Annotated in this window: 16 protein-coding genes; 1 reads left to right on the forward strand and 15 read right to left on the reverse strand. The window is 56.9% G+C overall.

Features of this window, described 5'->3' with window-relative positions:
* Window positions 1-104 precede the first annotated feature (104 nt).
* The 13 genes from QCE49_RS24025 to QCE49_RS24085 form a co-directional block, all read right to left on the reverse strand.
* Entirely contained in the window at window positions 105-1,070 is a 966-nt protein-coding gene (locus QCE49_RS24025; RefSeq protein ID WP_250458113.1) for a D-glycerate dehydrogenase, read from the reverse strand.
* Window positions 1,071-1,206: 136 nt separating this feature from the next.
* Window positions 1,207-2,004, reverse strand: coding sequence for an HpcH/HpaI aldolase/citrate lyase family protein (locus QCE49_RS24030; protein WP_250458114.1), 798 nt, complete (start codon window positions 2,002-2,004; stop codon window positions 1,207-1,209).
* Window positions 2,005-2,210: 206 nt separating this feature from the next.
* Window positions 2,211-2,870, reverse strand: a complete 660-nt coding sequence (locus QCE49_RS24035; RefSeq protein ID WP_250458115.1) for an aspartate/glutamate racemase family protein — start codon at window positions 2,868-2,870, stop codon at window positions 2,211-2,213.
* 79 nt (window positions 2,871-2,949) lie between these two features.
* Window positions 2,950-3,792 (reverse strand): hypothetical protein, encoded by an 843-nt coding sequence (locus QCE49_RS24040; RefSeq protein WP_250458116.1) that lies wholly within the window; start codon window positions 3,790-3,792, stop codon window positions 2,950-2,952.
* 248 nt (window positions 3,793-4,040) lie between these two features.
* Window positions 4,041-5,423, reverse strand: a complete 1,383-nt coding sequence (locus QCE49_RS24045) for an MmgE/PrpD family protein (RefSeq protein WP_250458117.1) — start codon at window positions 5,421-5,423, stop codon at window positions 4,041-4,043.
* A 449-nt stretch (window positions 5,424-5,872) separates the two neighbouring features.
* The gene (locus QCE49_RS24050; protein ID WP_250458119.1) at window positions 5,873-7,336 is read right to left on the reverse strand and encodes a DHA2 family efflux MFS transporter permease subunit; all 1,464 of its coding nucleotides are present in this window, start codon (window positions 7,334-7,336) and stop codon (window positions 5,873-5,875) included.
* Between the two features lie 160 nt (window positions 7,337-7,496).
* The gene (locus QCE49_RS24055; protein ID WP_250458120.1) at window positions 7,497-8,954 is read right to left on the reverse strand and encodes an NAD-dependent succinate-semialdehyde dehydrogenase; all 1,458 of its coding nucleotides are present in this window, start codon (window positions 8,952-8,954) and stop codon (window positions 7,497-7,499) included.
* A gap of 55 nt (window positions 8,955-9,009) precedes the next feature.
* Window positions 9,010-10,029 (reverse strand): zinc-binding dehydrogenase, encoded by a 1,020-nt coding sequence (locus QCE49_RS24060; RefSeq protein WP_284508419.1) that lies wholly within the window; start codon window positions 10,027-10,029, stop codon window positions 9,010-9,012.
* A 129-nt stretch (window positions 10,030-10,158) separates the two neighbouring features.
* Window positions 10,159-11,451, reverse strand: a complete 1,293-nt coding sequence (locus QCE49_RS24065; protein ID WP_250458121.1) for an MFS transporter — start codon at window positions 11,449-11,451, stop codon at window positions 10,159-10,161.
* Between the two features lie 83 nt (window positions 11,452-11,534).
* Window positions 11,535-11,699, reverse strand: a complete 165-nt coding sequence (locus tag QCE49_RS24070; RefSeq protein ID WP_250458122.1) for a hypothetical protein — start codon at window positions 11,697-11,699, stop codon at window positions 11,535-11,537.
* A 703-nt stretch (window positions 11,700-12,402) separates the two neighbouring features.
* Window positions 12,403-13,149, reverse strand: a complete 747-nt coding sequence (locus tag QCE49_RS24075; protein WP_250458123.1) for an SDR family oxidoreductase — start codon at window positions 13,147-13,149, stop codon at window positions 12,403-12,405.
* A 439-nt stretch (window positions 13,150-13,588) separates the two neighbouring features.
* Window positions 13,589-14,890: an NAD(P)/FAD-dependent oxidoreductase gene (locus tag QCE49_RS24080; RefSeq protein WP_250458124.1), complete on the reverse strand. Its 1,302-nt coding sequence runs from the start codon at window positions 14,888-14,890 to the stop codon at window positions 13,589-13,591.
* Window positions 14,891-14,910: 20 nt separating this feature from the next.
* On the reverse strand, window positions 14,911-15,135 hold the full coding sequence (locus QCE49_RS24085) for a hypothetical protein (protein ID WP_250458125.1): 225 nt from the start codon (window positions 15,133-15,135) through the stop codon (window positions 14,911-14,913).
* A gap of 107 nt (window positions 15,136-15,242) precedes the next feature.
* Between QCE49_RS24085 and QCE49_RS24090 the strand changes: the two genes are divergently transcribed.
* The gene (locus tag QCE49_RS24090; RefSeq protein ID WP_250458126.1) at window positions 15,243-16,202 is read left to right on the forward strand and encodes a LysR family transcriptional regulator; all 960 of its coding nucleotides are present in this window, start codon (window positions 15,243-15,245) and stop codon (window positions 16,200-16,202) included.
* Window positions 16,203-18,989: 2,787 nt separating this feature from the next.
* Here the strand turns inward: QCE49_RS24090 and QCE49_RS24095 are convergent.
* Together QCE49_RS24095 and QCE49_RS24100 are read right to left on the reverse strand one after the other, a co-directional pair.
* Window positions 18,990-19,802: a hypothetical protein gene (locus tag QCE49_RS24095; protein ID WP_250458127.1), complete on the reverse strand. Its 813-nt coding sequence runs from the start codon at window positions 19,800-19,802 to the stop codon at window positions 18,990-18,992.
* A 32-nt stretch (window positions 19,803-19,834) separates the two neighbouring features.
* Window positions 19,835-20,749 (reverse strand): hypothetical protein, encoded by a 915-nt coding sequence (locus QCE49_RS24100; RefSeq protein WP_250458128.1) that lies wholly within the window; start codon window positions 20,747-20,749, stop codon window positions 19,835-19,837.
* Window positions 20,750-20,870: the final 121 nt, after the last annotated feature.

The raw sequence follows: 20,870 nt of genomic DNA on the forward strand, positions 1-20,870 counted from the left end.
GAGTCCATGCCAGTCATAGGTGTCCACCTCAAGATAGGTGGACACCTATGCTCCTCGCTACTGTCGCTCACTGCCAGACGTCGAAGATGGACCGCTTACAGCCTTTAGTGCTTCAGCACTTGCGGATTTACCATGTTTGCCTTAAGAGTGCCGTTCAGCGCCTCGATTAGATTCTCAGCCGCATTCTTATTCATCGCCTGACGCGTCTCATGCGTAGCCGATCCGATGTGAGGCAGCGTCACGACGTTCTCCATCTTCAGCAGAGGCGATTCCACTGAAAGCGGCTCTTCCTGATACACGTCAAGTCCAGCACCCGCGATGACGCCATCCTGCAGTGCCTTGACGAGAGCGGGCTCGTCGACGATGGGACCACGTGACGCATTGATCAGGTAGGCACTGCGCTTCATCGCCTGTAACTGCGGTGTGCTGATGAGATTGCGCGTCTCCGGAGTCAACGGGGCTTGGAGCAAGACGAAATCGGAAGTTTTAAGCAATTCGTCAAGACTCACCTTTTTCGCTCCGTACTCACGTTCGGCCTTCTCGTTGACACCTTGGTCGACATAGAGAACGTTCATCTGGAAGCCCAACGCGGCCCTTCGAGCCACCGACGTACCGATCCGGCCGAGCCCAACGATGCCCAAGGTCTTGTGATGCACATCCACGCCGAACCTGTCCTCAGCAATCTTCTTCGTCCACTTGCCCGCCTTCACGAAGGCCGCCAACTCGGCCAAGCGTCGGGCCGTCAGAAGGACCAGCGAAAACGCGGTGTCGGCGGTGGACTCGGTCAGGACATCCGGCGTGTTCGTCAGCAGGATGCCGCGCTTGTTCAAGTAGTCGACGTCGAAGGCGTCGAAGCCGACTGAAACGGTCGAAAGGACTTTGAGCCTGCTTGCATCTGCGAGGGTCTCGGCATTCATCTTCACGCCGGTTCCGATCGCACCATCGGCGTCCTTAAGCGCTTCAATGAGCGCGCCCGGCTGCTTCGGATCGACGATAGTGACTTGCGCGTGCGAGCGCAGGTATTCGATCGTTTCTTCGGGCAGAGGCTTGTAAACTACAATTTTATTCATCTCAATATCCTTACGCTGCTGCAGCGCTGCGACTTGCCCCAGTTATCCTGAATGACTCAATCTGACGAACTGCCACGCGTCCGCTCTCGGGCATCGTTGCAATACGCCGGCCCACGGGGGCTAAATCCTTGGGCGCTTAGAGATCGCGCATCACGGCTGCCTTCGCAGTCGCTCCGCTGACCAGGAACGAAATGTCAGTGCCCGTGGAGACGTATCGAGCACCCATTTCAACGAATTGGGCGACCAGCTTCGGATGGGCGTTGAGGCCGCCGACCCCGAGGTGCTTGCCATGCTTGCGACAGGCTGCCATAGCCTTCGAATAGGCGTCGCGAACCAACTCGTGCTCGAACTGGCCAGCGATGCCAAGCGACGCGCAAAGGTCGTTCGTCCCGATGAAGAGCAGATCGACCCCCTCGATTGCTGCGATCTCGTCGACCGCGTCGAGTGCCTCTTTCGTCTCGATCATGATGACAACCATCGTCGCATTGTTCACCGCTTCGCCCACTTCAGAGGTCGGGAACGAGCGAAAGCCCATGTGCGGCATGACGCCACCATGAGAACGTTCCCCCAGCGGCGGGAACTTTGCGGCGCGTACAACATGCTTTGCCTGTTCGGCGGACTCGACGTGCGGGGCAATCACACCAAGAGCGCCGCCATCCAAGATGCGGGCGATGACGTCCGAATTAAGGTTCGGCAGCCTCACGAACGGAGCGACGCCCGAGTTCATAGCCGTCATACAAATCTGGGAAGCGGTCTCAATCGACAGAGTGCTGTGCTCAAGGTCGATGTAAAACGTGTCAAATCCGGCTGTCTTTGCGATGGTGACGATCTCGGCCGTTCTGACCAGACGGACAGTCATGGACAACGCGACTTCATCGCGCGCCAACTTTTCCTTTACAACGTTGTGGACCAAATCCCGTGCGGCTACTTTCATTTTGTCTCCTCAATCCCAGGCGCAGAGAAATCGAGCACGAATCGAGGTGGTCCATTCGGATACGAACAAATCACGCGAACTCTCTTCGGGCTTCGCATTCATCTGCGTCTGGGAAGATCAACTTCACTTTCTGACACCGTTGGCTACGGACATGAAGCCTCGACACAGTCAGGCTCTACATGCCTTCGCTAGGTCACCCACCGCGCTTAGCGGACGTTACCCAGCGCTCGCTTCAGGGCTGCGACGCCACTCCGCGGACTGGAGAGCACGGGAACGCGCAAGGACTGCAACTGCGGAACAAGTCGGGCCATGGACGCCTGAGCGAGTACGACTACATCAACCTGCTCCGCGAGCGCGGAGATCGCGTTTTTCACGATCTCATCATGCTTCGTCGCGTCACCACTGAGAAGAGCCTCAAACGCACCCTCGGCAATCCGCTCGGTCACTTCGATGGTGCGACCCAGCTCACCGGCCTTCTTTTTAATCAAGCGAACCGTAGGTTCGAGAGTCGTGGACACCGTAGCGACGACGCCAACCCGCGGCCCAATGGAGCTCGCCTCTTCCGCCATCGCCTCGTCGATCTTCACAATCGGCGTCGTCACGAACTTGCGGACGGAGTCAACTGCCTCCCCGACCGACGAACACGCGTTCAGGATGATGTCGACGTGCATCGCCTGTGCGTTCGACATGTATGAGTGAATTCTGCTCGCTACTTCGGGAGTCAGATGGCCGGCAGCTCGAACGTCGGCAAGCAGACTGTCATCGATGATGTTGATGACACGCGCCTCCGGGATCTGTTCGTTGATCTGCTCCTTGATGGGCTGTACAGTGACGGGCCCGGTGTGAACCACAGCAATCGTAGTCATAGCTTCATCGCCTACGTAATAAAAGCTTTGTTGGGACAGAAACATCGGGGGCGCGTCTTCAACGCACACCCCGAAGGCATCAGAACGTCGGGAGCACAATGCGGAAAAACTCAGTCTCCTCGATGGCTCGGAGCGGTACCGGGCCTTCGTTTGCTTCGAATTCGAACGCGGTATGCAGACCGTATTCTTTTCCTTCGAAATTGACCTTTCCCTTGCTCAGGAACAGCAATTCAATCGATGACTGCGTACCCGCGGCGAATGATGCGCCCGCCTCGATCTTCACAAAGCCGAGACGCGTGTTGCGCTCCGTAAACGAGCCGAGCCACTTAGAAGAGACGCCAGGTGTGCCTTCAGGGATCCATGCATAGCTAGCCGGATTCATGAGTACCAGGTCGCTATAGCGCGGCGGCGCGTATTCGAGCTTGTGACCTTTCACAGCTTCAAAGCAAGCCTCGAAGCCGTCTTGATTGTGCTTCTTACCCGCCTCGTCGTACCACGTGTAAATGCCGTCCTTGAATTCACCCTTTTGCTTCAGCGCCTGATTTGCAGCTTCACGCTCTTCAACGCTCACAAAGCCGTACCCATTCGCTCCCCCGAATTGGCATACCATCATCTCCAGACCTTCGGGACGGTCTTGAGGTCCGTAGTACACGCTCTCGGGGAAATAGCCCACCCATCCTTCAGGCAACGTCTTGCCTTGGCCGTAAGGAAAACTACCCTTGATGACGTAGCGGACCTGATCAAAGTTGTGACGGTGACTGGGTGCGACCCAACCGCCCGCGCCCGTGCGGCCAACATTGATTAAATAGTTGTTCGGGGAGCCCGGCTTCCCTTGAAGCAGAAATTTCTGCTCAAGGACACCTTCTCGCATGTTGCTACCAATCCTGCCGAAATCGGTCGACGACGCTTCTGAAACTCGCATTTGACCCTCCTTTGGTCACTATATGGCCGCCCGCTCTTTCAGAAACGCATAACGGCGCAAGACAAATTCACCACTTTCTACTTAGGTATCCTTCGTTTAACTTGCTGGATTTTTCTCAAAGCAAGAAACTGTCGGTCCTTACGGCTCAGCCACCAATCGAATGCCGCCCGACGATATCGCATGCCCTATGAATCACCTCAGTGCTATCTTGCATGGGCAATTCATCCAATCTTGCGGCGGATAAGCGGTTAGCTGAGCGCTCCAATCACGTCGGTAGCGTCATCGACGCTCTCAAGTTGTTGCACCAATTCTCGCGCCCTTCGAACAGCAGCCTCGGTGGGCGGTTTCGCAGCGACAGCCGCGCAACTTGCGAACTTCTCGCTGAGTTGCGACCAAGTCAGCGGCGCCTCCGGGCTGCCAGGAATGTTGTCTCCGAGTCTTTCGAACGTGCGACCATCTCGAGTGACGATTTCAATACGGCCGTCCGGCAGCTTAAAGGTCCAGTTTTGACCCGGATCCTCGACAGGCACGACTTTCGCTGCCATGGCGAGCACCTCAGGATCCTTCAAGGCTGCTTCGCTGAAGTCTGAGATACCCATCCGCCCTTTGCTCGCAGCTACCCCGATAATGAAGGGCAAGCTCATCTTCGCGTCTACGATCGTAGCTGGTGCTCGCCGCACTTCAATCGGGGTGCACATAGTCTTGGTAAAGTCGCCGACGAATGCCCGGATTGTCTCGATATCCGCGGCAGTGATTCCCGCCTCCTTCATCAATTCGATGGTGGCGTGAATATACGTATGCGAATTGCCCACTGCCGGCCACGCCTTGTAGAGCGTCGTCGCCCCAAGAAATTCCTCGCCTAATCCATGAAGCATCTTATCTCGGTCGTATTTCCCGCCGAAATAGACTTTGAAGATTCCCGCTTTCCCTTCAAACAACGTGTTGATTCCGGTAATGCCCTTCTGCGCCAGCAAAGCGGCGATTACCGCGCCCTTCGCAGTAAAGCCTGCATACATTCCGCGGAGGTCGCTACCGGTCGCGAAGATCACCTCCATCGTTCCGCAGGACTGCTGGCTGGCAATTCCAAGGGCATGACTCGTCTGTTCCGCAGAAAGGCCGAGAAGGTGGGCCGCCGACGCTGTTGCGGAAAACGCGCCAACCATCGACGAAAGATTCCAGTTCTGGTTCCAGCCTACATTGCAACGAATGCGCGCGAACAGATCTTGTCCGACTGCCACCGCCGTGATTAGCTTTTTCCCAGAAACGCCGCCCATTCGTTCGGCGATTGCGAAGACGGACGGGACGATGGAACTCGCCGCGTGCGCTCCCCATGGGGTTTGGTCGTCAAAGTCGAGGCAATGCGCCATCGAGCCGTTCGCGAATGCCGCCGAGATGGCAGGCAACTTACCGCCGAATCCAAGAACCGTACTTTCTGCGCTTCCACCACCCTGTTGCACGAGCTCGACCAAGGCTCGCACAGCTGGCTCCATTCCACTTGCGGCCAACGTCACGCCCAACGTGTCGAGGATGGTCTTCTTGGCCCCTTCAATCGCGTCTCCGGGCAAATCGTCGTACCGCGTGCGAGCGACGAAATCTGCGAAGTGTTGGCAAAGATCCAAGTTGTCATTCATGAAGAAGTTGCTCAGCGGATTCAAAAACAGAAAACACGTTCCCTATTGCGCATACCGCAGTTGCTTGGAACCTTGTTTTAGAGTCGTAGAAGGCTAGAATACCTCTCGCGTCTCGACGCCTTTCGACGATAAGCCCGCTCTGTTGCTCGCCTATATCGTTCATTGATTTTGCGCGTGACGCCTGTTTAAGTACAGTTCGTTTTCATCCCCAACCCGGTAAGCTGCGCTAACGGCAGCCTGTCCATTACTCGAGATGCCGCGCGGATCGGACTGACTGATGGCATAGGTGAGCACCATCTCCCCGAATGGGAGGAAACAGGCCGCGAATACGGCGCAGCTGCCAGCTGAGCCTCGCTATCCGGATCCGAAACGCGTAGGGGGACGTATTTGGGCTCGTTAACCCTAGTGCTCGCGTGCCCCTGCAAGCCGACGGACTGCCTCACGGGCGCTTAGGGGCGCCCACTACGCAGAGTGCTTTCGGCCGTTCGATGTCCGCTCACCACCGCTCCAGCGTCCCTTGGAAGCCCCAGCACGTCGACGACGCCCAGAAGACCGATGGCAGCCACGAACAGGAACGCCATTTGGAAATCACCTGCAGTCATCGCGTCGGACCCGTGACCGGACATCCAGCGGGAAAGCTGGAGCGACATCGCGCCCGCAGCAACGCCGATCCCAACACTCAATTGCTGAACGGTGCTCGAAAGCGACGTGGCAGCACTCATGTTCGACTTCGGAACATCAGCGAAACTAAGAGTGTTTAGTGCCGTGAACTGCAGCGAGCGCGCAAGACCACCCACAAAAAGAACGAAGAAAACTATTGCCGTCGGGGTCCCGGCCGATATGAGGCTCGTCATAGCCAATGTCATTGATGCAATGACTCCATTTACCAGCAGCACGGAGCGAAACCCAAAGCGTCGGACGATCCGAGTCGTGAAAACTTTCATTGACAGATTGCCGACAAATACTGCAAGCGTCAAAAGACCCGATCGGAACGCGTCCATTCCGAAACCCACCTGAAACATCAAAGGCAAAAGAAATGGCACGGCGCTTATGGAAATACGAAATAGCGAACCACCTCCCATGACGACGGCGAAGGTCCTGATTTTCAGCGTTGAAAGGTCGATAGCTCCGTTCTTTGCGCGCTTAAGGTGCAGCCAGGCGCAACCCAGACAGCTAATGCCGATCGTGAGGAGAAGTCCGAGCCTGCTTAAGGAAACGTCACCCCTCCCGATTAACTCCATTGCGTAGAGTAGAGTTGCGCAACCAATGCCACATAGGACAAAACCAACGATGTCAAACGAACGTAAATCCTGCTCTCGCCGGTTATCGAGCAGACGCATAGAGACAAAGACCCCGACGACGCCCAATGGAACATTGAGGTAGAAAATCCACCGCCATGAGAAGTAGGTTGTAAGAAAGCCGCCTAGCGGGGGACCTAGCACCGGCGCTATCAGGCCCGGCCACGTCACAATGGCGATGGCGCGCATCAGCCCTGCTTTTGGAGTGCTCCGCAGCACAGCAAGTCGCCCCACCGGCACCATCATGGCACCACCGATGCCCTGAACAACGCGCGCCGCCACGAACTCGCCGAACGTATCTGTGATGCCGCATAGTATTGAAGCAACCGTGAAAACGACTATCGCGCTTGTGAAAACGGTCCGAACGCCGAAGCGATCGGCAGTCCAGCCGCTGATGGGAATAAATACCGCAAGCGCCAGAAGGTACGCCGTGATTCCAAGGCTCATGTCGGCAACGTGCGTACCAAAACTTTGAGCCATCTGGGGAATCGCTGTTGCGATGATCGAGCCGTCGAGGTTCTCCATGAAGAAGGCCGCAGCGACGAGCATGATAATAGGCGTTGACGCGGACTGGGCCACCTTCGCGCCGCCGCTTGCCTTCATCGGCGTCTGCATCGCTTGCGCTTCCCTTTGGAACAGGAAGGAATACCCGCACCGCGAATCGCTGTAACCTGACCACGGCCGGCGACTGACCAAATCAGCTGGTCGAGAGCCGGCCGTCGCGCCGGGTTGGACGCTGCAGGTTGTTGCGGCACTCTCTTAAGGCCTATGGACATCAAGAAAACGACGCATATTTCACGTTTTGGAAAGCACGCAAGCCTTCAATTCCGCCTTCCGAGAACATGCCACTTTCTTTGTGACCGCCGAAGGGCGTCTCCGGATAGGTGACCCGCCAACCGTTGCAGATCACGTTACCAGCTTCCAAGTCGTTAGTCGCACGATGGAGGGTCGCGAAATCAGGAGCGTGCACGTAGGCGCCCAGGCCATAGGGCAATCGGTTCGACAGCGCGATCGCTTCCTCGTAGTCATCAAAGGGCGTCAATGCCGCGATCGGACCAAAAGGCTCAGCGTTCGACAGCTTCGCTTCAACTGTCGCATCGGCAACGATAGTGGGTTCGTAAAAGAAACCTGGGCGGTCATACCTCTTGCCTCCGGTCGTGATACGCAACCCGCACTGCTTTGCATCGGCAATGAGGTCCTCAATTGCCTTGAGACGCCTCTCGCTCTTGAGGGGCCCCATCTGCGTTTTGGAATCAAACCCGCACCCTACGACGATCTTCTTTGCTTCCGCCGTCATGGCCTCGACCACGTCCGCATAGATCGATCGCTGCACATAGAAGCGCGTCGGCGCGAAACATACCTGTCCGGCATTGGCGAACTTGGCAGCAACGGCTCGCTTGGCGAAGGTCTGGACGTCGATGCCTTCGAACGCCAACACCGGCCCATGACCACCGAGTTCCATGATTGGACGCTTCATGTGCGCGACCGCCTGCTGCGACAGGAGCTTACCAACAGTGGTCGAGCCTGTGAACGTAACGGCACGCGTCACAGGACTCTCTAGCAACTTATTGGACATCATCACGGGCTCGCCAGCCAACACCGACAGCACACCCGCGGGCAAACCGCACTCATGCACGATCTGGCCTAACGCAAACGCACACGCCGGTACCTCTTCGGAAGCCCGAAGCACAATCGAACAGCCCGCCCCGAGCGCGCCCGACATTTTGCGTGATGGCGTAACAAGTGGCCCATTCCAGGTTACGAACGCAGCAACCGGGCCCACAGGTTCGACGAGGGCCATCTGGCGCGCAATTAACTCCCTGGACGGAATAACGCGTCCGTAAGCGCGTCTGCCCTCCTCAGCTGCCCACTCCCACATCCCAGCTGCCACCTCGACCTCTCCAAGCGCCTCATTCCATGGCTTGCCCAGCTCAAGAACCAGGAGTTCAGCGAGCGCTTCCGCTCGCTCACGCATACGATCCGCCACCCGCCGCATGAGCTTGCTGCGCTCGAACGCCGAGGTGTTTCGCCAGATAGCGAATCCTTTGCTCGCAGCCTCGAGCGCTTCGTCCACTTCTGCTTCGGTTGCCATCGGAACAGGGCCGAGAACCAATCCTGAAGTGGGATCGATGACATCCATGGACAAACGACTGCTGTCGTATCGGACCTCTCCTGCAATCAGCTGGCCCAATTTTGGATAACGCTTGGCCGCTTCTGCTCTGATAGTGCTCATTTCATTCCTTCTGTCTACATTCCCGTGGAGCGACGTAAATACCCTATCGCCGCTACTACATCAAGAACACGCCCTTGCCACCACTTTGCCGGTTGAAAGCTTGATAGGCTTCCTCGGCTTGCTCCAGGCGCCAACGATCAGTGAACAAAGCGTCGAGGTTCAAACCTCGATCTACCACAAAGTCCGCACACGCACGCTGCCCCTGGACGGACATCGTCCAAGACGTGAGGATGCGGACCTGTGTGCGTAGATACTTGGCGAGTGACAGGCTAAATTCAGAGCCAATACCTACCAGACACACTGTGCCCCAAGGGCTCACCGAATCAAGGGCGTCACGGTTCGCAGCAGCGGCACCGGACGTCTCCAACGAAACGCTCGCGCCTTTCCCGCCCGTCAGTTCTCGAATTGCCTCCGCAACCGGGCCATCGAGCGGATTGATTACTGCATCAGCTCCGAACTCCTTTGCTGTCTTGCGACGGCTCTCGTCGATATCAAGTGCGATGACCCGCGCGCCCTGCGCTTTGGCGAGCATCGTTGCGGACAAACCTACGGGGCCTTGACCAAATACCGCAACAGTGTCGCGCCCAGTCAGGCCAACGCGCTCGAACGCACCCCACGCTGTACCGGTTCCACAGGAGATAGCGGCACCTGCCTCGAAGCTGAGGCGCTCGTCCAGCGGCACAAGCGTGTCGGCAGGCACTTTCATGTAAGGCGCATGAGCGCCGTGCGCGTCAGTACCGTAGACCGTGATCGGCGCGGTGCGGCACATTTGCGGCCAACCAGAGCGGCAGTCCGGACATCCCATGCACCCACTGTAGTGATGCACCATGACACGCGCACCCACGCGCGCGTGGGGCCCAATTGCACCTGGGCCGACTGCTACGACCACACCGCACGGCTCATGGCCAGCAATGACGGCGGGAACCTCTCCGGCTGGTCGGCGATACCAGTGAAGGTCGCTTCCGCACATCCCCGAAGCTTTGATTTCGAGAACGACCTCGCCCACGCCCGGAGTGGGATCTGGGAACGTTGCAAGTTCGAGTTTTGAATCACCGCGAAAGACGATACCGCGCATGTCTGAATTTCCTCTTCTGTATTAGCCATCGATTGCGGACAGCTCACGTAGCTTCTAGTAACGGTATGAGTGCCCCAAAACGGGACACTCATACCTGCAGCCAGCTGTGTTGCAAATCTTTTCGATCTATTAGCGTCGTGTCGCGGTCGACGCGAGCGCACTATCCGCGTCAGGCATTTCCTCTGGTTCCAACGCTTCCAAGGATTGCTGGTTCGTCTCTATGCCGGCCACCATGATCAGAATCGCGATGAAAATATATGCACCGGAGATGGCGAAGACAACACCCGTGATTCCAAAGCTGTTGAACAACTCGAGCACGATGAAAGGCGAGCCAATGAGACCGAGCCGTCCGAACATCTGCGCGACGCCACCTCCACGGAATCTATATTCCGTCGGAAACATTTCCGGCGTCATACCCAGCCCGAGCGTCAAGAATATAGCCACAGACGATACAAGCAGGAAGCCGCAGAAAATGATCGCGGTTGACGACGTCAGGAAGGGATAGATTGCACCGAGGCACGCACAAACGGCCGCAAACACCATGATCGCTGTACGCCGCCCCATCCGGTCAGAGACGTATGAAAGAAACAGAGGTCCTGCGATCCAACCCGCCATCATTGCAGCAGTGAAGCCGAGCGAATGTGTGACGCTCATGCCTTGCTTGACAAAGAATGTCGGCATCCAACCGGTAAGGCTGTACGACCCAAACAGGCAGATAACGTTGACCACAATTGCAAGCAAGGTACGTCGGATGACCGTTCGCGAGAAGAGCGTTGACAACGGTACCCAATGCGGCTCCTTGGCCGGCGCCTGCGGAGCGGACGGCAGTGGTGCCGTGACACCTGCGTCCTTTTCGATAGCCTGCATGATTTCTTCCGCTTCAGCGTGGCGTCCCACACGCTCCAACCAACGGGGCGACTCGGGAAGATGACGACGCATCCACCACACCCAAAGCGTACCAATACCACCGATCACAAACATCGGCCGCCAACCGATCCACGGAATAATGAATGTTGCGACAACAGCGGTCACAAACACCCCCGAGCCCCCAATAAGCGCGAGCTTCCCAAGGTATCGTCCGCGATGCGACGGCGGAACGAATTCAATGATGAGGCCATAACCCATCACATACTCAGCACCCATGCCGATACCCATAATGAAGCGAGCCGCTATCAGCCAATGCATTGACGGTGCGAGGGCGGATACGAGCGCCATTCCGCCAAAAATTGCAAGGTTGAACTGATACGCAAATCGGCGTCCGAATTTATCACTCAGCCAACCAGCGAGGGCAGCACCGATCGTCAAGCCCACAAACGTGGCAGACATGAAGATAGAGTTCAATTGCAATGTCGACCAGCCGCTCTTCAGCATCGCTGCAAGCACTGAGCTCGACAGCGTATTGTCGAATGAGTCAAAGAACATACCCAAACCGACTAACCATAGGACGCGCGTATGAAACGGTCCAATTGGGAGGCGATCAAGTCGCGCACCAGCATTTACTCTATTCATTCGAAGTCCCCTGGAAACACCATCACACTAGTCACTTGCATTGAAGCGCTCACCGGCGGGCAGCGCCCATCGGTTTCGTTGCACTTTTCCAGCGGCACGCGCAAAAACGTGAAAGCCGCGCGATAGCGCGTCGCCGCCAGAGCCAACGACAGATCAGACATAGGAACGAATAAGATCCAGCTCTCGCTGGTGAACGAAGCGACGCATCTGTCCATACTCTTCGGTCAACTTCAGCGAGCCTCCCTCAAACCGGACAGTGTCGGACCGATGCATTGGACGGTCTGAACCCGATTTACGGTGCCGCCGACGCGGCAAGCGGAGTGCGCGAGAGGCGTCGGCATTGCGGAGGTGGAGCGGACAGATTGATAGAAGTCGTCTCCCTGCTTATTCGGCTCATGGCCATCTTGTTGAGCTAAGTTTGCTCCGCGGGCCCTGTTGCGTACAGTTGATTATTCTTCTTTTTGCGTAAGCTAAGCTAACCGCAGACGGATTTAGTGTCAGGAAAATCTCCTTTCAAATCCGTAAAAACCCGATAGTTGGCGCGAGCCGGATGCCCTCGGGGTGCTTGTTAGTAGGGCGGTCAGATATTTCCAGCCGTATGACAAGGGGTTAACCCTAAGGAGCGCCACAACACCGCGACGGCAGGCGCAATCAGCTCGCAAACACATTGCGCTTCGCGGTGGTCGCTTGGCATTCGGACGAAGATCCAGTGCTCATCCGGCTCTCCGGTGGGCGCGTCGAACTGGCGCTCAAGCAAATCTTGCCAGGGCTAGGAAGAAGGAATGTGAGCACTGCCCCAGCAACGCGTCCGGGACATAGGGCATTGTCTAACGGCTTTGGAGATGGGCCAGAGCAGAGCCATAGCTAACCTTGCTGCCGTGTCGGCCGAAAAAGGATTTCGTTCACGTCGACATCGTCTGGCTGACTAATTGCAAAGGCGACCATCCTTGCGAATGAATCTGCAGGGATGGCAATCGACGAAGCCTTTCGGATTTCCTCCAGCACGTCCGGCTCGCTAATCGACTCGAGAAGCTCTGTAGCAACTGCACCGGGTGAGATAATGGTCGTGCGGATGTCATATGGCTTGACTTCTTGACGAAGCCCTTCAGATATCGCTCGAACCGCCCACTTCGTTCCGCAGTACACGGTACCGGTCGGAAACCAAGTATGACCTGCAACCGACGCAACGTTGATGATGTGACCGCTCTTCTGCCTCTGCATGTGCGGCAAAGCGGCCGCGATGCCGTACAGGACGCCCTTGATGTTGACGTCAATCATTCGGTCCCACTCTTCGATCTTGTAACGGTCGATCGGAGACAACGGCATCACCCCTGCATTGTTCAATATGACATCAATGCGGCCGAAGTCCGCTACGGCCTCGTCGACCAGACGACGAACCTGCGCAGCGTCGGTGACGTCCGTCGGGACCGCCAGAACCCGCCCGCCGTATTTTTCTGAGAGCTCAAGCGCTAGGGCCTCGATTCGTTCTAGACGTCTAGCCCCTAGAATAAGCGTCGCGCCCTCATAAGCGAGGAGTTGAGCCGTGGCAGCGCCGAGACCACTGCTCGCCCCGGTGATTGCAATTACCTTCCCTTCAATTCCCTGAGCCATACGGTTCTCCACATTCGAGCCATCATCGGGAGCAGACTTCAGAACAAGAAAGAAGCCAACCTATGGTAGGGGAAACGGCGGCCGGTTTTTATGCGCGAATGGTTATTGGACTTATGAGCGCAGCTCAGCATTTGAGGTCTGATCAAGACTCCTTCCGGCCTTTTGTATTGCCCAGGTAGTGCTGGACCACCGCTGAGCATGTTGTCGAACGATCGCGCCTACGCTGCGTCCGCGAGCCTAGATGGATTGGAAGGAGTACACGCGCGTTCACAAACTTCCTTCGCGACAGCAGTCGCAGTCAGCGAATCTTACCAGTCGATCTACAAAATCCGACTGGACCACAGAAGACGCTCCTGACATTGTCTTTTTGAAATCGATAGCCCGCTTGGCCGTCTTGCGGACAGTCTCGAGCACGTGCGCGTGTCGAGGCGCGATTTTTTCAATGAAGCTTGACTCTAGGAGAAAGCATTCGATTAAGCGTATGCGCGGCAATTGCAAATGCAGCCCTGCGTATACCTGAGACAGCCATCAAATGCTTTCGGTAGAGCGCAGCATAGATGAACTCAGCGACGTAGCCTTTCACAAAGATCTTCCCTCCACGGGACAGTCCAGCTACGCTCCCAACGACCGTCGATGACCCCAGTGAAACGAGAGAACCATGGTCCTTGTATTGAAAGATGCCGAGCGGCCGCCCGTCGATCCGATCGCACAACGCTTTGAACAAGAACGTAGCTTGTTGATGTGCGGCCTGGGCTCTCGGCGGGACCATGTTCTCCTTCGTCCATGCGCAACTCGCACAGTCGCCGAGCGCGAAAACGTTTTCGTCCATTTCGCTCTGAAGCGACCTTGACACTTTGACCTGGTTGATACGATTGACAGCGATGCCATCAAGCGATCCTAAAACGCCTGGCGCCTTAATGCCCGCCGCCCAGATAGTGACGTCGCTGGTTAGCGTCTGCCCATCGGCAAGCTCGATCTTCGTTGCGTGTACCCCAGTAACCGCTTTCGAGACAAGGACTGACACGCCCATGCTTTCCAACACGGTATGTGTCGAATCCGACACTCGCTGTGGAAGCGCTGGTAGAACCCGCGGACCGGCTTCAAGAAGGTTGATCCGCAATATTGCCCCCGGACCTTTTGTGAGAATCCCGAAGTGTTTGAAGGTGCTTTCCATCCGGCGCAATTCGGCTGCCAGTTCAACACCCGTAGCGCCAGCGCCAATGATCGCAATGTCAACGACTGGACTTTCGCCGGTCCAGCTTTGCGCTGTCTTTCTTAGGCACGCTTGGAGTAGCCGCTTGCGCAGCCGCTCCGCTTGCTGCAGGCTATCGAGGGTAATCGCGTGCTCCTCCGCCCCGGGCACACCGAAGAAGTGTGTGCGGCTACCTAGTGCGAGCACCAGCGTGTCGTACTCGATGCTGCGGCTCGGCAACACTTCGATGCCCTCCGTTTCGATAATTGGACCAACTTTCAACTGCTTCGTGCTTCGGTCAAGACCCGTTAGTTCTCCCTGAACGAAAGCGAAGTGATTCCAATGAGAATGTGCTGCGTAAGATATTTGATGAACGTTGGTGTCAAGGCTACCGACGGCGACTTCATGCAGGAGCGGTTTCCAAACATGCGTGGCGGCTTTGTCGACAAGCGTCACATGGGCTCGCTTGGACCTTCCGAGGCGATTTCCGAGCCGAGTGGCGAGTTCCAACCCGCCCGCTCCGCCCCCTACGATCACAATGCGATGCATTAGAACCTCCCTGTAGACAGTCAGTTGTAGCCTAGGATCGCAACAGAAGTTGCGTCGGCACGCTCCGGGACGTTGCCCGCAATAGTTGAAACAGGTCCCTCAAGGAGCTTCGAATATGAAGAGAACCGTTTCTGTGCAATGACGATTTCAGATGCCGAGCGCCGCGGATGAAAATCAGCTTGCCGAGTGAACTCGGCGTCATCGATTGAAGGATTCATGTCTTTATTGAGAAGTGAAGGTTTCATGTTCGATCCCGAATTTTCCGTCGGGTGAGCATGATTGATTTTCACGACGCCATTAAGGTTGAGCAAACGATATAAACGCGCAACATTGTGCGCAACAGGAAGGATGTGTGAGACGCAAGATTCCGAGTACAGACGCCCTCATTGCGTTTGAGGCTGCTGCGCGACATTTGAGCTTCACCAGAAGCGCTGAAGAGCTTTCGTTGACACAGAGTGCGGTCGGTCGACAGGTCGCCGCTTTGGAGGAGTACCTTGGGACCCCGATGTTCAACCGATTCAAGAGGCGGATAAGTCTCACAGAGGCCGGCGAACTCTACGCGAAAAGAGTTAGAGAGAACCTTGAGCGGATCGAACGTGACACGCTTGCGACCATGGCGCACCGTAGTGCGGGGGGAATACTTGAGCTAGCTGTGATACCTACCTTTGCTACGAGGTGGCTGATCCCCCGGCTACCAGAGTTCTATGCGAAGCACGAAAACGTCGTAATCAACTTGACCACCCGAGCGGCTCCGTTTCTCTTCAAGGACACGCCGTTTGATGCGGCTATCCATTTTGGCGATCCGGTCTGGCCAGGGTCGGTAACCAGATATCTGTTTGGAGAAGAAATTACGGCAGTGTGCAGCCCACGGCTGCTGGAGGGCAAAGAAAACTTGTCTGCACGCGAAGCAGCGGAGTTCACCCTGCTTCATCAATCTGCCCGTCCGGACGCATGGCGTCAGTGGCTCGCGCAAGCAGGCGTGCATGACGTTGACAGTATGAAAGGACAGCGATACGAGCTGTTCTCGATGCTCGTAGAGGCAGCCAAGGCGGGGCTTGGCGTTGCGTTGATCCCAAGGTTTCTCATCGCTCATGAACTGAGGTCCGGAGAGCTTGTAAGGCCGTGTGATTTGAGCTTGCCGAACGACAAGGGTTACTACCTCGTTTATCCGGAGCACAAACAAAACTCTTCGCTAATATCGACTTTCGAGCGTTGGCTCATCTCGGCTGCAGAGGATTACGTTCGCGACGACGTTGCGATGAATAATCAAGGATTACGTACGAATCCTCATCAACAAGGACGCTTCGATTAACCTCGCGCGGGGAAAGCTGGAGCATGTCCGCCAGCGCCTACCTCCCTGCGAGCAAAGACAAGCTAACGCACTGCGGGCTGAAGGTCGCGCCTCCAACTCACGCAAGTCAACACCGCTTGCGTTCGGCGTCGGACCGCTGCCGTAAGCTGTTGTGCATGTGAAGCCGAAGTGCTCTCCGAGGTTCTTGTGTTCCGCTTCGAATGTGCCGTGGATCATGTTCGAGAGCAGCTTTTTGAGCCGGCTTCTCGGGCCCGGTGCCCGGGAGTGCAGCCGCTCGATCACGAGTCCGGCCGGCGCCCACGCGGCGACAAGCCGGTTCAGGCAACAGCCAACTTCGCTCTCCAGTCAACAGCGCATCCCGGCGACCTACTTGCGGTGCCGTGTATGTCGAACTGATCTGAGACCGCGCATCTGAGGCTACTGAGCAAGCTTCGTTATGCGTCGATCGTAATGTTCGAGCTTCCAGCGCCACTGCTGGCCGATCAGGTCACCCTGATCTGTGGCGAACAGGATACTGAGTCCCAGGTCCAGGGCGAGCGATTCGCACCTCGGCTGGCAGGCAGCGCGCGACGCCGCGAAAGCATCCGTGACGGTGGTCAGACATCCGCCCCGGTGCCTGTCGAATGACAAGACGGCCGATTCGAGTCAGCGTGTTTGGGGCGGTGTCGTTTGTTCTCGAACGCACCCGTCGAAAACACTGCGCAGGGCCTTGATGGAATGGCGTCGGCCACCGCTGACCAGGAAGCAACGTCATGCTATAACCTACTCCAGTTAGGTCCATCGACAACGCTCAGCACAGTTTGCTGCTTCCGACAACAGCATCCCTGGTTGCGGGATGCGTAAACTTACGGGTCCCATACACCCTCCGTCGGAGCAACATTCAGTTAGCGCAGAGCGAGTTCTCAATAATTTCTCGGCACAAGATGCCGCCGCCCGATAATCACTTCCCTGGCTGCCAGCCGCGCAGCGGCCCTCAAGCGCTTGATACACGAGAGAAGAAGGTATGCTTCCGCAAACACATGCTCCAAACGATTGAGCATATTCTCAGGTAAGCATATCGTCTTCGAGAAAAGGAAATACATGCTCACAAAAGAAAATCCTCAAGTGAACACGTGTTTATTTGAGAGTAGAAAGGCAATACCGGGGCCCCTGACTTTAGCGCAGGTGCCCCTTCCATCGGTCATCGCTTGACCGACTCCGCCAGACTGTTTCGGGTCCCGCGCCTCTAGCTTCGCCAGCGCCTCCGCTTTTTCAGGCCCCATCCCCGTGGTGCGGAATTTTCTCCAGCGCGCCACCGGTCACAACCCGTCCACGCATGAAGGTCACCGCCGAAGCTCTTCAGTCGGAAGAGTTGGCATTAACGTCGGGCGGCTCGTGCTCGGCCAACGTGTGACTATGCGAATGTATAACATCCAGCCGCGATTAAAACAATGCGCTGTTCGCGCGGGACTGCCCGTTCATTGCAAAATGAAACAATAGAAGCCGTTATTTCAAAGCGAAATTCAGAAAATTCAATCGTGAAGTTTATTGTAACAATACGAATTGAGGCGGCAGAACAGCCGACTTTCATCCAATGAAGGATGCACGCGGCATCGCGGCAAGGGCCTCGTGCCCAGCCGATACTGAGCCACCAGGTCGATGGCTAAGCTGAAGCCGGCCGCACAGCTCGACGTACCGATACGTCGATGCCTGTTTGGCTGGTGCCCAGCGTGTCGGTCGTCTGCTTCTTCATCTTTCTTTGCCTGTCAAGGCGAGCCTCAAAGCGCTCCGCGAAGCCAAACGCGTGAACAATCCTGCTGAAACGTGTGATGGCCGTGCCCGTGTTCCTGGGGACCACGAGGTGCATCGGAAGCACCTGCCTGCTGAACGGAACTGCCTGCGGACGCTCAGGGATTCAACAGTGTGGAAGCTACGTCGCAAGACAGCTTACAGTCGGCGACATCGAAGTCGCCCGCCTGACCAGCCAACTCGAGCCTCTCGCACGCGAACGATCCACCGTTATGAATCGCGACCTTCCGCAACGGCTGCACGACCTCCTCCGAACCGGGAGCCGTAGACCCGCACTGCTCTTGATTAGCCATAACGGGCACCAACCATTGCTCCAATTGGCTCGCACGTGCTTCCTTCTCGGTCCTATCGGAACGTCATGCGGGATGAGGCGGCGCGAAAGACGACGGCGCACCGCTCACGATGCTACTGGTCACCGCGCACGAGCGCGGGCTTGCTGTCGGTTCATCGTACGCGAACTCCTCCCGCTGGCCTTGGTACCGCGCTCCTTCATGCCACGCGCAAGCGTTCGGCCCTCTGAGACCGGAATGCCCAGCAGGATGCCGTGGCTTTCGAACGTGAGGTTCAGCTTTGTAGCGTCGAGTCTAATATAGGCACTTTAGCACCCGCATCCATGCCCTTGTCTCGCTCGCCCCACGCGATTTACCAACGGTCACCGGGCAACGGCTGGACCCGTCGCCGTGCACGTCACCGCCGGTTAAGTTATTCAGCACAATGTCGCAACCAGGGTCGCGGATGCGCTGATTGATCTAGGGACGCCAGAATTGGGAATGCGTGTAAACAAATGCGTTGGCGACTTGTAGGCAGCCGCCGGCTGCGTTGGCGCCGATATCGCTCGCGTAATCCTGCAGCGCGGTTCTGACGTACCAGCCAGACGTCCTCGATCCGTCGTGGCATCTGCGAGCGCCGTCGGCATTGGTCATTGGGGATCTCGCTTCCTTTCGCTGGAACGGGGTTCCAATTGCGTGGGGCGACGAACAGTCTGGCGTTGCATCGCGGTCACCATGGTCGAGGATCGCCGCAACGATAACCCGGCCCATTGATGAAGCGCTCAGCCGCGCGAGTATTTGCATCATTTTCCGCCGCGATACGGACCGAGTTCGGCACCCAGGTTTGTGGTTGGTCAGCGATATCGCATAGGAACTCGACTTGAACCTGATTGGGCGAGTGGAAGCGATTGGCGGTGCCGTCGTTTTGCCACATTGCGCCGAACGCGTACTGGCCGATCCCGTGGAAGTAGAAATAGTCGCAGCCTTTTGCGGTACAGGCACCTTGTGGCCCCGCTCGATGACCGCCGACGCTGCCGTTGTCCCAATTGTATTTCTGAAAGTAGGCGTGCCAGCCCTCATGCATGAAGTCCCCTGCACGTGATGCAGGATTGGCGTTCGCCGAGCTTGAGTTATAGAGAAGGCACGACGTTGCAACCGTGCCGTTGTCATATGAGCCAAAAATCGAGGTATCGTCGGTTGGTACGTGCTTGAGGTGATCGTGGAAGTTGCTTGACCGCGCCTCGGCTGTCGCACGGTAATCAACTGTTCCATGAAAAGACTGATCGTTATTGTCCGCGAGCCCGTAGGTAACGAGATAGGCTGCATTCCAGTGCTTGGGATACTCTAGATTGACGTTGCATGCGTCGTTCCAACCACGGTTTGCCCAGTCGTCGCTGTTCATGTCATAGGCTTGATACTGCCAGAGATAGAAGGCGTCCCAACATTGATGGTCAGCCCACAGATCCTTGTCGGCCTGACTTGCGTCCCTTTGGTTGCAAAGCGCCTGCGCCGTACCGGGTAGCGGGAGCGACAGAATCAGCATGAACGCGCAGACGACACCCTTAGTTCGTGGCTTCACTGTTGCCTCTTCGAGTCGGAGTTCGAACGATCGGTCGGCGGCGAGATCTGCGGCTCGTCAAACGTATGCTCACCTTCGATAGCTCGATGCGCACGGGTTGGTTCGGGTGCCTTGAGTTCCGGATACCGTTCGGCGTACACAGCGAGTTGGCGGTTGAACTCGTTCGGGCTCATGCCGTCAACGCGCACAGGCCGATGGACGAGCAGGCGCTCGTCTTCACGCAAATATTGTGACAGCCTGCGGCGTGCCTTGTCGGTGTTTCCCGCGTTCCAGAGATAACTCGATGCGGCTTCGACCCGTACGGGCTTCAACGGATGCTCGGCGACGACTTCTAGCGTCGCCTGAAGTGCGCCTGCGGTACGCGCATAGGGCAGTCCGTTCGCCGCTTTCACTTGCAAACGTTCCATCGCTTCCGCTTCAGGCGATAGCCCTAGCTCGCTCGTCTCTTGTCCGTCGAGCGGCAATGGCTGATGGAGAAATTCGATGAGAAACTTTGTGCCGGTGGAACTCCGCTGCTCGCCAATCAGCGATAGCACGACAAGCGCTTGTGAAAAATCCACCTTCCGTGCACGGTTGAATTCCGTGATGAGCTCGCTGGCAATCGCCTCATTGTTCTTTGACGCCTGAATCGCGCTGCGTACCACTTCGCGCTTTGAAACCGGTGCGACGCTTGCCGCCGCTACGAAGGAAGGAACGTCCTGCGGACCTCGAAGTGCGGGCAAGGACGCGCTTTCGCGAACGCTGCGCGACTGAGCCGGCGAAAGGCCTCGGGACTGAGCGGCAGTTGGGGCGCCCTTGGGGGTGCCAACCGAAACGCTGCTGCCATTCGACTCGGGGATCGCGCAGCCAGCAAGCAGCACCGGAACGGCGAGCAACATTGCCTTGGTTCTGAGCAGAATATGACACTTCATAACCCGAATCCTGTCACTGGACCGCACGTGAACACGCGTCGTCAAGCGCGTACGTCTATCACTAAACAATCTCTGACCGGAGCTCCGGACCATTTCACTGTAGTTAGTTGTAGGCTGCATA

Source organism: Caballeronia sp. LZ008 (assembly GCF_031451435.1).
GTDB lineage: Bacteria > Pseudomonadota > Gammaproteobacteria > Burkholderiales > Burkholderiaceae > Caballeronia > Caballeronia zhejiangensis.